Source organism: Sphingomonas sp. PvP018 (assembly GCF_017876865.1).
Classification (GTDB): Bacteria; Pseudomonadota; Alphaproteobacteria; order Sphingomonadales; family Sphingomonadaceae; genus Sphingomonas; species Sphingomonas aerolata.
The window spans coordinates 240,313-252,587 of record NZ_JAGIOU010000001.1 but is presented as its reverse complement, the minus strand read 5'-3'; the positions used below and the strand labels follow the sequence as shown (position 1 = coordinate 252,587).

11 protein-coding genes are annotated in these 12,275 nt (G+C 66.6%); 9 read left to right on the top strand and 2 right to left on the bottom strand.

All coding sequences use genetic code 11. The features are described 5' to 3' along the window. The first annotated feature begins 83 nt into the window (after positions 1 to 83). The 5 genes from J3A66_RS00970 to J3A66_RS00950 all read left to right on the top strand — a co-directional run bounded on the left by J3A66_RS00970 (position 84) and on the right by J3A66_RS00950 (position 5,978). Positions 84 to 527: a VOC family protein gene (locus J3A66_RS00970; RefSeq protein ID WP_209566585.1), complete on the top strand. Its 444-nt coding sequence runs from the start codon at positions 84 to 86 to the stop codon at positions 525 to 527. 187 nt (positions 528 to 714) lie between these two features. Beyond that, positions 715 to 1,245, top strand: a complete 531-nt coding sequence (locus tag J3A66_RS00965) for a 2Fe-2S iron-sulfur cluster-binding protein (protein WP_209566584.1) — start codon at positions 715 to 717, stop codon at positions 1,243 to 1,245. After that, complete coding sequence (locus J3A66_RS00960; RefSeq protein WP_209566583.1) at positions 1,242 to 2,231, top strand: xanthine dehydrogenase family protein subunit M; 990 nt, start codon at positions 1,242 to 1,244, stop codon at positions 2,229 to 2,231. The genes J3A66_RS00965 and J3A66_RS00960 overlap by 4 nt, the downstream gene beginning before the upstream one ends. Further along, the gene (locus J3A66_RS00955; protein ID WP_209566582.1) at positions 2,228 to 4,570 is read left to right on the top strand and encodes a xanthine dehydrogenase family protein molybdopterin-binding subunit; all 2,343 of its coding nucleotides are present in this window, start codon (positions 2,228 to 2,230) and stop codon (positions 4,568 to 4,570) included. The genes J3A66_RS00960 and J3A66_RS00955 overlap by 4 nt, the downstream gene beginning before the upstream one ends. A gap of 295 nt (positions 4,571 to 4,865) precedes the next feature. Then, positions 4,866 to 5,978: an alkene reductase gene (locus tag J3A66_RS00950; RefSeq protein WP_209566581.1), complete on the top strand. Its 1,113-nt coding sequence runs from the start codon at positions 4,866 to 4,868 to the stop codon at positions 5,976 to 5,978. Positions 5,979 to 6,047: 69 nt separating this feature from the next. Here J3A66_RS00950 and J3A66_RS00945 read toward each other — a convergent pair whose 3' ends face one another. Together J3A66_RS00945 and J3A66_RS00940 are read right to left on the bottom strand one after the other, a co-directional pair. Next, entirely contained in the window at positions 6,048 to 6,707 is a 660-nt protein-coding gene (locus J3A66_RS00945) for a UPF0149 family protein (RefSeq protein WP_209566580.1), read from the bottom strand. Further along, on the bottom strand, positions 6,704 to 6,901 hold the full coding sequence (locus J3A66_RS00940) for a hypothetical protein (RefSeq protein WP_043157026.1): 198 nt from the start codon (positions 6,899 to 6,901) through the stop codon (positions 6,704 to 6,706). Before J3A66_RS00940 ends, J3A66_RS00945 begins: the two co-directional genes overlap by 4 nt. A 300-nt stretch (positions 6,902 to 7,201) precedes the next feature. Between J3A66_RS00940 and J3A66_RS00935 the strand changes: the two genes are divergently transcribed. From J3A66_RS00935 to J3A66_RS00920, 4 genes are all read left to right on the top strand, one after another. After that, positions 7,202 to 9,370 carry a methyl-accepting chemotaxis protein gene (locus tag J3A66_RS00935; RefSeq protein WP_245336651.1) on the top strand — a complete coding sequence of 723 codons (2,169 nt, stop codon included), beginning with the start codon at positions 7,202 to 7,204 and terminating at the stop codon, positions 9,368 to 9,370. Between the two features lie 147 nt (positions 9,371 to 9,517). Next, positions 9,518 to 9,901, top strand: coding sequence for an STAS domain-containing protein (locus tag J3A66_RS00930; RefSeq protein WP_209566579.1), 384 nt, complete (start codon positions 9,518 to 9,520; stop codon positions 9,899 to 9,901). Next, entirely contained in the window at positions 9,898 to 10,266 is a 369-nt protein-coding gene (locus tag J3A66_RS00925) for a response regulator (RefSeq protein ID WP_031439694.1), read from the top strand. Before J3A66_RS00930 ends, J3A66_RS00925 begins: the two co-directional genes overlap by 4 nt. Beyond that, positions 10,263 to 12,275 (top strand): chemotaxis protein CheA, encoded by a 2,013-nt coding sequence (locus J3A66_RS00920; RefSeq protein ID WP_209566578.1) that lies wholly within the window; start codon positions 10,263 to 10,265, stop codon positions 12,273 to 12,275. The genes J3A66_RS00925 and J3A66_RS00920 overlap by 4 nt, the downstream gene beginning before the upstream one ends.

Sequence of the window (12,275 nt, the reverse complement as noted above, 5' to 3'; positions counted from 1 at the left end):
CGACGGTGCCGACGGCGCGCCGCATGGGTCCGGGCCTTCATCGTCACACACGCGCTGACCACATATTTCAGGGACCGGGCCTCATGATCGTGCCATCCATTCTTCTCGCGCTTGCAGCGTTGCAAACGACAGCGGCGCCCGCGGCGACCGCCGAGCATGTCGCGATCCAGGCAGCGGACATCGACCGCAGTGCGACCTTCTATCACGAGGCGTTCGGCCTGCGGATCATCCCGACGCCGCTCAAGAACCGCCGCTGGCTCGATCTCGGCCATGGCCTCGCGCTCCACATCCTCGACGGCCGTACGACGCCGAAACCCTCGAACCGGAACGAGCATCTGGCGCTGCACGTCGATGATCTCGCCACCGTCATTGCCTGGCTTGACCAGCACGGACGCGTCTGGACCGACCTTGCGGGCACCCCGCACACGATGCAGCTCCGGTTCGACGGCGTCCGCCAGATCTATGCACAGGATCCCGATGGCTATTGGCTGGAGATCGGGGACGCACGCGGCGCTGCGCCACGATGACATAGCAGCCGATCTCGACCAAGGTTATCGAGCGGCAACTCTCTTGGCCGCCGCCGCACCCGAGGGACGAGCACGCTGTTTGATCTTTTTAGATTTGCGCTGCACCCCGGCCCCTGAAAGACATCTGCACGACACATAAACTGGTGTACGCTGCCCCTCGGCGCGGTGCGCCACAGGAGAGATCGCCATGTCGTTCGTTGTCAATGGAAACGCCGTCCCGGGACCGGCGGATCCCCGTGTCTCGCTGCTCGATCACCTCCGGGAGACGCTTCACCTGACGGGCACCAAGAAGGGTTGCAATCAGGGCGCGTGCGGGGCCTGCACGGTGCTGGTCGATGGCGAGCGGATCCTGTCCTGCCTCGCGCTGGCGGTCCAGTATGACGGGCGTGAGATCACGACGATCGAAGGGCTCGCCGAGGCCGCGACGCTTCACCCGTTGCAGGCGGCGTTCATCGAGCATGACGGATTTCAGTGCGGCTATTGCACGCCCGGGCAGATCTGTTCCGCGATCGGCATGGCCGCGGAGGCCCGCCGCGGCGTGCCGAGCCATGTCAGCGCCGACCTCGCCGCCAATGTCACCTTGACCCGCGACGAGATCCAGGAACGGATGAGCGGCAATCTGTGTCGATGCGGCGCGCATAACGGCATCATCGACGCGATCCAGGCGACGATGGCGCCAGCGCCGACCGCCGAGACGAACGCGGAGATGGCGGCATGACTCCCTTCACCTACCTGCGCGCTGATACCGTGAACGACGCCGTGCGACTGGGTGCGGGCGAGACCGCGGCCTTTCTCGGCGGCGGCACCAATATCGTCGACCTGATGCGTGAGACCGTCGCCCGCCACGAGACGTTGGTCGACGTGACCCGCCTGTCCGCCGCAGTCACCGAGACGGCAGAGGGCGGACTGCTGATCGGTGCGGCCGCCACCAACACCGCGGTCGCCGAGCATCACGGCGTGCGGACGCGCTATCCCATGCTGTCGCGCGCGATCCTGGCGGGGGCGTCTGCGCAGATCCGCAACATGGCGACGGTCGGCGGCAACCTGCTGCAGCGTACGCGCTGTACCTATTTCTATGACACCGACGGATCGCACTGCAACAAGCGCGCGCCCGGCACGGGGTGCGATGCCCGCCAGGGGTTCAACCGCATCCACGCGATTCTCGGCGCATCCGATGCCTGCGTCGCGACGCATCCCTCCGACATGTGCGTTGCGCTGACCGCGCTCGACGCTGTCGTGCATATCGAGGGACGCGACGGCGCGCGGACGCTTCCCTTTGGCGAGCTGCACCGCCTGCCCGGCGATCGGCCCGACCTCGACACCGTGCTGGCGGCGGGCGAGCTGATCACGGCGATCGAACTGCCGCCGCTCGGTGTCGCGGCGCGCTCGACCTATCGCAAGGTGCGCGACCGGGCGAGCTATGCCTTCGCGCTGATCTCGGTCGCCGCGGCGATCGAGATGGACGGCGACCGGATCGCCGACGTCCGGATCGCGTTCGGCGGCGTCGCGCACAAGCCATGGCGCGCAACCAAGGCAGAGGCCGCGCTGCGCGGCGAACTGGCCAGCGAGGCCGCCTTCCGGGCGGCTGCAGCCGCGGAGTTCGCCGATGCGCGGCCGCTTCGCGACAATGCGTTCAAACCCGAACTGGCGACGCGAACGCTGGCCGCGGTGCTGGCCGAGTTGGCGAAGGGAGACATGGCATGAGCATCATCGATACCGCAAAGCAGGCGGCGCAGGGCCTGATGCAGGGCGCGATGGAGAATCTCGTTCCGCTGGCACCCGACAGCTGGATCCCCGGCGGCCGGCCCGATCCGCTGATCGCACACAAGCACGGGCTGATCGGCACGCCGGTATCGCGCCTCGACGGCGCGCTGAAGGTCAAGGGCGAGGCAGGTTTTGCAGCGGAGTTCCGCTTCGACGACATGGCCTATGCGGCACTCGCCTATGCGACGATCCCGCGCGGCCGGATCACGGCGATCGACAGCGCGGCTGCGGACGCCGCGCCGGGTGTCGTCCTGGTGATGACCCACCTCAACGCGCCACGGATGAACACGCCGGGCGTGTTCGGCTCGTCCCCGACCGCGGTGGGCCCCGCCGACCTGCCGATCCTGCAGGACGACCGCATCCACTGGAACGGGCAGCCGATCGCCTGCGTCCTTGCCGAGACTCAGGAACAGGCTGATCATGCCGCGTCGCTGCTCGGCTTCACCTATGATGCGGAGCCGTCGACGACCAGTCTCGAAGGCGCGAAGGCGAACGGGCGCGAACCGGGCCTGTTCATGGGCCAGCCGCTGCACAACCGGATCGGCGATGCCGACGCCGCACTCGCCACCGCGCCGCATGTCGTCGATCAGGTCTATCGCACCCCGCGCCACAACCACAATCCGATCGAACCGCATGCCGCGACGATCGCATGGATCGACAGCGCGCTGGTGATTCACGACGCGAGCCAGATGGTCACCGCACAGGCGCAGACGATCGGCGAGGTCTTCGATCTCAAGCCCGACAAGGTCCGGTTGACCTCGCCCTATGTCGGCGGCGGTTTTGGCTGCAAAGGCTTGTGGGATCACCAGATCATCGGTGCCGCCGCGGCGAAGCTGGCAGGCCGTCCGGTGCGGATCACGCTGTCGCGCGAGGGCGTGTACCGCGTCGTCGGCGGGCGATCGCTCACCGAGCAGCGGGTTGCGATCGGCGCGACCGCGGAGGGCCGCTTCGATGCGCTGGTCCATACCGGCCTGTCGATCATGACGCCACACAACAACATGCCCGAGCCGTTCATCCTCGGCACACGTGCCGCCTATGCCTGCCCCAATATCAGCCTGCAGGTCGACATCGCGCGGATGAACATGCTGGCGAACACCTTCATGCGCGCGCCGGGCGAGGCGGTCGGCACCTTCGCGCTGGAATGCGCGGTCGACGAACTCGCGGTCGACCTGGGCATGGACCCGGTCGAGCTGCGGATCCTCAACGAGCCGGACAAGGACCCGACGTCGGGCCTCGCCTTCTCGTCGCGCCATATCGTCGAGGCGTGGCGCAACGGTGCGGATCATTTCGGCTGGGCGGATCGCAATCCCGAACCGGTCACGCGCCGCGATGGCGAATGGCAGATCGGCATGGGCTGCGCGACCGGGACCTATCCCTATTACCGGATGCCCGGCGCACAGGCGCGTATCACCCTCACGCGTGAGGGTGACGCCGTGCGCGCGTTGATCGAGGTCGCGGCGGCGGAAATGGGCATGGGGACCTCGACCACCACCGCGATCGTCGGCGCGGAGCGACTGGGTCTGTCGCTCGATCAGGTCGAGGTCGGCTATGGCGACTCTTCGATCCCGGGCGCGATCATGGCGGGGGGATCGCAGCAGACCGCGGCGATCGGTGCGGCCGTCATCGCGGCGCATAACGCGCTGGTCGCCGAGCTGCTCAAACTGGCCGGCAACGACTCGCCCCTCGCGGGGCTGTCGGCGGATACGGTCGGCAGCGAGGATGCCGGGCTGGCGAAGATCGATGATCCGACGCAGCGGGAAAGCTACGCCTCGATCCTGACGCGTGCGCAGCGCGACAGCGTCACCGTCACCGCCGCGGCGTCGCAGCCGCTCGAACTGATGCACTGGTCGATGCACTCGCACAGCGCGATCTTCTGCGAGGTGCGGGTCAATGCGGTTACCGGTGAGACACGCGTCAGCCGCATCCTCGGATCGTTCGACTGCGGGCGCATCCTCAATCCCAAGACGGCGAAGAGCCAGTTTCGCGGCGGGATCATCATGGGGCTGGGCATGGCGTTGATGGAAGAGACGCAGTTCGACGAACGCAATGGCCGGATCATGAACCCAAGCCTCGCCGAATACCACATCCCCGTGCACCTCGACGTTCCGGAGATCGACGTCATCTGGACCGATATCGCCGATCCCCGCACACCGATGGGTGCGCACGGGATCGGCGAGATCGGCATCACCGGCGTCGCGGCGGCGGTCGCCAATGCGGTCTACAACGCCACCGGCAAGCGCGTCCGCGATCTGCCGATCACCCTCGACAAGCTGCTATAGGGTAGCCCTATAGGGGAAGCGCGACACGCGCCGGTCGGGCAATCGCCGACCGGCGCTGTGCGGTCCCGCCGCCGCGTTTCGAACCGTTTGCGGCACCGAACGCCCCCGTGCGAACAACGGCGCACCGGCGACGGGTGCATGGATTGCCCGCGCCCGTGTTTCGTCACCGGATCCGGAAGGTCGTCCTGTTCTGTCGCGATGACACCTCCCCTTACCGCCGTGCCGGGATCTAGCGGCTGCTCGCGCGTTACAGCTTGCTGCCCCCCTTCTCCCCACGCCAACGGAAGACCACATCATGTCCGACCAGACCGACAGCCCCGTCCTGCAGCCCGTCACGATCGGCGACCTGCGACTGCAGAACCGTATCGTCATGGCGCCGCTGACGCGCAGCCGTTCGAATGACGAAGGTGTCCCGCCCGACTTTGCCGCCGACTATTATGCGCAGCGTGCCGATGCCGGCCTCATCATCAGCGAAGCGACCAACATCTCGTCGCAGGCGCGCGGCTATGCGATGACGCCTGGCATCTGGTCGGACGCGCAGGTCGCCGCATGGACGCCGATCGTCGAGGCCGTCCACCGGCGTGGTGGGGCGATCTTCCTGCAGTTATGGCACACCGGCCGCATCTCGCATCCCGATCTCCACGATGGCGCCCTCCCGGTCGCGCCGTCCGCGATCAAGGCGGAGGGCCAGGCCTTCACGAACGACGGGATGAAGGATTTCGTCACCCCGCGCGCGCTGGAGACGGACGAGATCCCCGCGATCGTCGAGGATTACCGCCGCGCTGCCGAACAGGCAAAGGCCGCGGGGTTTGACGGCGTCGAGGTCCATGCCGCGAACAATTATCTGCTCGAACAGTTCATCCGCGACAGCACCAACCAGCGCAGCGACGTCTATGGCGGCACGATCGAGAACCGGCTGCGCTTCCCGCTCGACGTGGTGCGCGCCGTGGTCGATGTCTGGGGCGCAAACCGCGTCGGGATCCGCATCTCGCCCGCGACGACCGAGCCCGGCAAGACCCCGCTCGACAGCCAGGTCGGGCGGACCTTTGACACGTTCGTCGATGCCCTGTCGGAGATCGGACTGTTGTACATCCACGATATCGAAGGCGTGACCCAGCAGACGCGCGACGTGCCGGACGGCGTCGACTTCCAGGCGCTGCGCAAGCGCTTCTCGGGCGCGTATATCGCCAACAATCAGTATACGCTGGAGCTTGCCGAAAAGACGCTGGCGGAAGGCAATGCCGACCTGTTCAGCTTTGGTCGCCCCTTCCTCGCCAATCCCGATCTCGTCGACCGCCTGCGCACCGGCGCACCGCTGGCCGAGGCGCCGAAGCAATATTGGTATGGCGGCGGCGCCGTCGGCTATTCGGACTGGCCCGGCATGAACGGGAAGATCGAGCTCTCGTAATGCGGCAGAGCGTCTGAGGTAGCCGAGGGGACGCGGGGCCGGCACACATCGTGCCGCCCTCGTCCTCGATCAGCCACAGCAGCGCTTGTGCTTTTTCCCCGACCCGCAAGGGCACGGATCGTTGCGGCCGACTTTCGATGCCGCCGTCGCCGATGCGTCGGGTGACGACGGGCCGGCGACGCCCACCTGCGCGTCGTACAGGCGCTGAACGGCGTCGGTCAGTTCGGCCGGCGCCCGGTCCTGAAGCGCGTTGATCTCAACGCTGTCGAGGTCGCTCTCATTGCCCGCGACCGCGATCAGCGTTGCCAGCTGCGACCACGGGGCCGCCCTTGCGGGGTCGTCGGCCAGCGCGTTCCAGGCCTCGGGGCGGAGCACAACTGCATCGGTCAGGCCGTCGATCCAATATTCCCACAAAACTTCGCCATCACGCTCGTCGACGTCGAAGATCGGCTGAAGCTTGCCGCGGGCAAGGTCGCGCGCGATCTCATCACGTCGCGCCGCCACCGCATCGGCGAACCATTGCACGTCGAGCGGATCCTCGAAGGGCGGCGTGCCGTCGGACTCGCTTCCCCAGATCACGGTCATCCACTCGCTCGGCGCGATCGCCTCCGGGGAGATCAGCAGCCCGGTGAGGAAGCCGTCGAGCTCGGTGAGCAACATCGGTTCCTCGACAGCGAGATCGGCGAGCGCGCCATCGAGGCGCCGGAAGCGTGAAGGGAATCGCTTCACAGGCTGAGCGCGCGGCGGCGCATCTCGGCCTGCGCCATCTCGCGCAGCGGGGTCGCCTCGCCCGCAGCGAAAATGTCCGCAAGGTCGAGCAGATCCTCGTCGCCAAGAGCATTCACCGAGGCCTCGACGGCCACGAGGCGATCGAGCGCGCGCGCCGTTACCATCCCCTGGCGCTTGGTTCGTATTTTGAGCATCGCCGTCCACTAGCAGAACCGGTCAGGATTTACAGGCGCAGACCACGTCCATGATCCGGCACGCATCGACGTGCGGGTGGCAGCCTCCCGGCGCACCGGATCGCAATCGCGAAAATTGTCGTGCGCTCCAAACCGTCCCTGCCCTGACCACTCTATAATCAAGCTGACCTTGATGGGCGGTCCCCCGATTCCGCGCTCGGCGGCCAGATCGGCGTGACGTGTGAGATTGAGACGACGGCAAATCGCGGCCATGTTGTTTGAGCTATTGATTTACATGATGCAGCACAAAGGAATCCGTTGATGTTGGCAAAGATTCTCGGCGGCGTCTCGTCAGACGTCCTCACGTCCGAATTGGCGCGCCTCGAGAGCATGTTTGCCGATGGTGACTTTTCACAGCGGGCGAATACTTCGCTCGCCAATGGCCAGACCCAGACGGTGCTCTGCGCGATCAACCAGATGCTCGATCGCGCGCTGCGCCCGGTTGGCCAGTTGAGCGCCCGGATCGACGACTGGAGCGCTGCGCATGACAAGGGCGATATCGACGCCGTCCTGCCGGTCGACGAGTTTCACGGGACCTTCGCGGTCATGGCGAAACGGCTCAACCTTCTGGTCGGCAGCCACATCGCGGTCAAAAGAACCGCGATGGCCTGCGTCAGGGAATTCAGCGAGGGCAATTTCGCCGCCCCGCTAGAGCGTTTCCCCGGCAAGAAGGCGTTCATCAACGAGACGATCGAGACGCTGCGCGCAAATCTGCAGGGCCTGATCAGCGAACTGAACCACATGTCCTCCGAGCACGACAAGGGCGACATCGACGTCATCGTCGCGGCCGACCGGTTCAAGGGCGACTTCGGCACCATGGCGCGCGGCGTCAACACCATGGTCGCCAACCATATCGCCGTGAAGAAGAAGGCGATGGCCTGCATCAAGGCGTTTGGCGAAGGCAATTTCGACGCGCCGCTCGAAGCCTTTCCCGGCAAGAAGGCGTTCATCAACGACACCGTCGAGACGCTGCGTCGCAACCTGCGCGACATCATCGGCGAGGTGGAACGGCTGATCAAGGCATCGACGGCGGGCGAGCTCGGCCAGCGCGGTGACGAGACGCGCTTCGTCGGGGATTTCGCCGGACTGGTCTGCGGGATCAATGCGATGCTCGACGCGACGCTGCTGCCGATCGAGGAGGGCAATCGCGTCCTGAACCTCGCCAGCGTCGGCGACCTGCGCGAGATGGTCGAGATCCCCTGCCAGGGCGACCACCGCCGCATGAAGGATTCGATCAACGCGCTGGTCGACAATCTGCGGGTAAGCGCCAGTCTCGCCGACAAGATCGCCGACGGTGATCTGAGCTTTGCACATCAGCCATTGTCCGACCAGGATACGCTTGGACAGGCGATCGTGCGGATGGTCGACAATCTGCGGGTGAGTGCCGATCTGGCCGACAAGATTGCCGATGGCGATCTGGCGGTGTCGCATCAGCCCATGTCCGACAAGGATGTTCTCGGCCAGGCGCTGGTGCGGATGATCGAACAATTGCGCAACGTCGTCGGCAAGGCCAGCGGCGCCGCCGACAATGTCTCGGCAGGAAGCCAGGAGCTGTCGGCAAGCTCCGAGCAGGTCTCGCAAGGCGCGACCGAGCAGGCCGCGGCGGCCGAAGAGGCCTCGTCGGCGATGGAAGAGATTGCCGCCAACATCAAGCAGAGCGCGGACAATGCCGCGCAGACCGAAAAGATCGCCCGCCAGTCCGCGAAAGACGCGGAACTCAGCGGGATTGCGGTCCAGCGCGCGGTGAACGCGATGCGGACGATCGCCGAGAAGATCGGCATCGTCCAGGAAATTGCCCGGCAGACCGATCTGCTCGCGCTGAACGCCGCGGTCGAGGCTGCGCGCGCGGGCGAACATGGCCGCGGCTTTGCCGTCGTCGCCTCGGAGGTCCGCAAGCTCGCGGAACGCAGTCAGGTCGCGGCGGCAGAGATCGGATCGGTGTCCTCGCAGACCGTCGCAGCGGCGACCGAAGCCGGCGACATGTTGACCAAGCTCGTGCCTGATATCAGCCGCACCGCCGAACTCGTCGCCGAGATCAGCGCGGCATGCCGCGAACAGGATATTGGCGCGGCACAGATCAACGAGGCGATCCAGCAGCTCGACCTGATCAGCCAGCAGAATGCCGGTGCATCCGAACAGATCACCGCGACGTCGGAAGAACTTGCCTCGCAGGCTGAGGAACTCCAGGCCAGCATCGCCTATTTCCGGACCGGCGGCGGCGCGGATATCGGCCATCGCCGGCCGGCCCCGGCCGTGCAGCGCAAGGTGAGCGCGCGCAGCCCGATCGCTGCTCGCCCGAGTGCCAAGGCCAAGCGGCCAAAGCCCAACTCGATCGCCGACCAGCAGGCCCGCGTGAACGGCTTCGCGCTCGATCTGATCAAGGGTGGCACCGACGCCGACGACGATGCTTTCGGCGCGCAGGCGGCCTGAGCGCGGATTGCTGCGACGGGCGGCCTAGCCGGTAATCAGACGCAACCGCTGACGCTGTGGTGAGGCGATCGCGCCGTCGGGCGCGATCGCCTTGCGGCGTTAGTGACGACCTGATCGAAAATAAGTGATGGGTCCGGAACGGACCTCTTGGCCGCCGTCTATAATGAACCAGCGGACCCGGCCGCGCGACGCTGCCGGCTGGAGAGAATGGGGGAACGCATGGCGCAAATCATCCTTGTACCGGCCACCGTCACGACCAGCTCGGTGGTGCCGTTCGCTGCAGACCTCGCGTCGCAGCTTGAGCAGCATGACGCGATCGCACTCGATCTCTCCGCCGTTGCCGAAGCCGATGTCAGCCTGTTGCAGCTCGTCTGCGCGGCGCGCCGTCAGGCCGAACGCGACGGCAAGTCCCTGCGCCTTGCAATGCCGGTGCACGACGCGCTGGCGGCGCTGCTCGAGCGCGCGGGCTTCCTCACCGATATCCCATCAGCCGATCAGAATTTCTGGTTTCACGGAGATTTGCCGCGATGAGCGCATCCATCCTTATCGTCGATGATTCCACCAGCATACGCGTCGCCATCCGCATGGCGCTGACCGGGGCTGGCTACACCGTCAGCGAGGCCGCCGACGGCGCGCAGGGCCTGAGCAAGGCCAGTGGCAGCCGCTTCGACATGATCATCACCGATCTCAACATGCCCAACATGGACGGTCTGTCGATGATCCGCGCGCTCCGTAAGAACCCCGCGCAATGCGGTACCCCGATCCTGTTCCTCACCACCGAATCCGAGGATGCGATGAAGCAGCAGGCCAAGGCCGCCGGCGCGACCGGCTGGCTGGTCAAGCCGTTCGTCCCCGAACAGCTGATCCGGGTCGTGCGCAAGGTCCTCGGACGGTGAGCCAGAACGACCCCGTCGCCGCATTCCGCGTCGAGGCGGGCGAAGTCCTCGAACAGGTCGAGCAGGGCCTGCTCGACCTCGGTCACCGGCTGGACGATCATGAGCTGATCGACGCAGTGTTCCGCGGGCTGCACACGCTCAAGGGCTCGGGCGCGATGTTCGGCTTTGACGCGCTGGCCAGCTTCACGCATCACTGCGAGACCGCCTTCGACCGCGTCCGCAAGAACCTGACCCCCGCCACGCCACAGCTGATCGCGGTCATTCTGTCCGCGCAGGATCACATGCGCGCGCTGATCGAGGGCGACGCGACTGACCGCAAGGCGGAGGGTGACGCGATCCTGGCAAAGCTGCAGGCGGCGCTGGACGGCGCACCCGCGCCGACGCCGGAGGCGCCGCCCGTTTTGCAGGGGTGGCGGCTGTCGCTCCGCCTGCCCCCCGAAGCGATGCAGAATGGCATCAACCCGCTCGCGCTGCTCGACGAGTTGCGCACGCTCGGCGACTGCCGGATCGTCGCGCGGACCGACCAGGTGCCGCCGCTTGCCGAGCTGGTCCCAACCGAATGCCATGTCGGCTGGGATATCGAAGTGCGCGGCGCGGTGTCGCGGGATGACCTCGAGGATGTCTTCATCTTCGTGCTCGACGACCTGGACCTTCAGATCAAGGCGATCGGCGACACGTCGTGCGACGCTGTGGAGGATGCCGCGCCGCCGCCTGGCGCGGGGACGACGCCGTCTGCGCTCCCGCCCGCACGGGTCGACACGATACCACCGGTGCAGGATCGCGACCCGGCCACCACCCCGAACGGCCGCGGCGCGCCCAAGACCGGCGAAAGCGTCCGGGTACCCGCCGAACGCCTCGACCTGCTGATGGATCGGGTGGGCGAACTCGTCATCGTCCAGAGCCGGCTGTCGCAGCTCGCGCATAGCAGCGGCAGCAATGCGACGGACGTTGCGCTTCGCTCCATATCCGAAGAGATCGAGCGGCTGGCGAGCGAATTGCGCGACACGGTGATGGTGCTCCGCATGGTGCCCGTCGCCACGCTGTTCGGCCGCTTCCGCCGCCTCGTCCACGACATCGCGCGCGATACCGGCAAGACGATCGAACTGTCGACCGACGGCGAGACCACCGAGGTCGACAAGACGGTGATCGAACGGCTCGCCGATCCGCTGATCCACCTGATCCGCAACGCCTGCGATCACGGTATCGAACCACCCGAGCGCCGCCTTGCCGCAGGAAAGCCCGAAGTCGGGCAGGTCCGGCTATCCGCGCGTCAGGAGGGCGGCGAGGTCGTCATCACGATCCGCGACGACGGCCACGGGATCGACCGCGAGCGCGTGCGCGCCAAGGCCGAGGCACACGGGCTGCTCCAGCCAGGACAGGTCGTGAGCGACCAGGAGTTGCTCCAGATGATCTTCCATCCCGGCTTCTCGACCGCGCCACAGATCACCAGCCTGTCTGGCCGGGGCGTCGGGATGGACGTGGTCAAGCGCACGATCGAGAGCCTGCGCGGCACGATCGAGGTCGCGAGCGTATCGGGCCAGGGGTCGGCGATGTCACTGCGCATCCCGCTGACCCTCGCGATCATCGACGGGCTGCTGATCCGGGTCGGCGACGGTCGCTACGTCATTCCGCTCGCCGTGGTCGAGGAATGCATCGAACTCAGCCTCGAGGAGGATCTGCGTTCGCGTGGGCGGAGCTTCATCACGCTACGCGACCGGCTCGTGCCGTTCGTCCGGCTGCGCGAGATGTTCGCGACGGGGACGAAGCCCAGCGTCCACCAGAAGATCGTCATCATCGCGACCGGCACCGAGCGGGTCGGGCTGGTGGTCGACCAGATTATCGGCAGCCACCAGACCGTGATCAAGCCGATGTCGGCGGTGCACTGCAACGTCCCGACCTTCGCCGGCGCGACGATCCTCGGCGATGGCGGCGTCGCGCTGATCCTCGACGTCGTCCAGCTCGTCGCACTCGGCCAGCATCAGGAGGAGCGGCTTCGCGCCGTTGCATGA

Bases quoted from the DNA above. Each gene is read 5' to 3' on its own strand.
- J3A66_RS00970 (WP_209566585.1), top strand. From the start codon at position 84: ATGATCGTGCCATCCATTCTTCTCGCGCTTGCAGCGTTGCAAACGACA.
- J3A66_RS00965 (WP_209566584.1), top strand. From the start codon at position 715: ATGTCGTTCGTTGTCAATGGAAACGCCGTCCCGGGACCGGCGGATCCC.
- J3A66_RS00960 (WP_209566583.1), top strand. From the start codon at position 1,242: ATGACTCCCTTCACCTACCTGCGCGCTGATACCGTGAACGACGCCGTG.
- J3A66_RS00955 (WP_209566582.1), top strand. From the start codon at position 2,228: ATGAGCATCATCGATACCGCAAAGCAGGCGGCGCAGGGCCTGATGCAG.
- J3A66_RS00950 (WP_209566581.1), top strand. From the start codon at position 4,866: ATGTCCGACCAGACCGACAGCCCCGTCCTGCAGCCCGTCACGATCGGC.
- J3A66_RS00940 (WP_043157026.1), bottom strand. From the start codon at position 6,901: ATGCTCAAAATACGAACCAAGCGCCAGGGGATGGTAACGGCGCGCGCG.
- J3A66_RS00935 (WP_245336651.1), top strand. From the start codon at position 7,202: ATGTTGGCAAAGATTCTCGGCGGCGTCTCGTCAGACGTCCTCACGTCC.
- J3A66_RS00925 (WP_031439694.1), top strand. From the start codon at position 9,898: ATGAGCGCATCCATCCTTATCGTCGATGATTCCACCAGCATACGCGTC.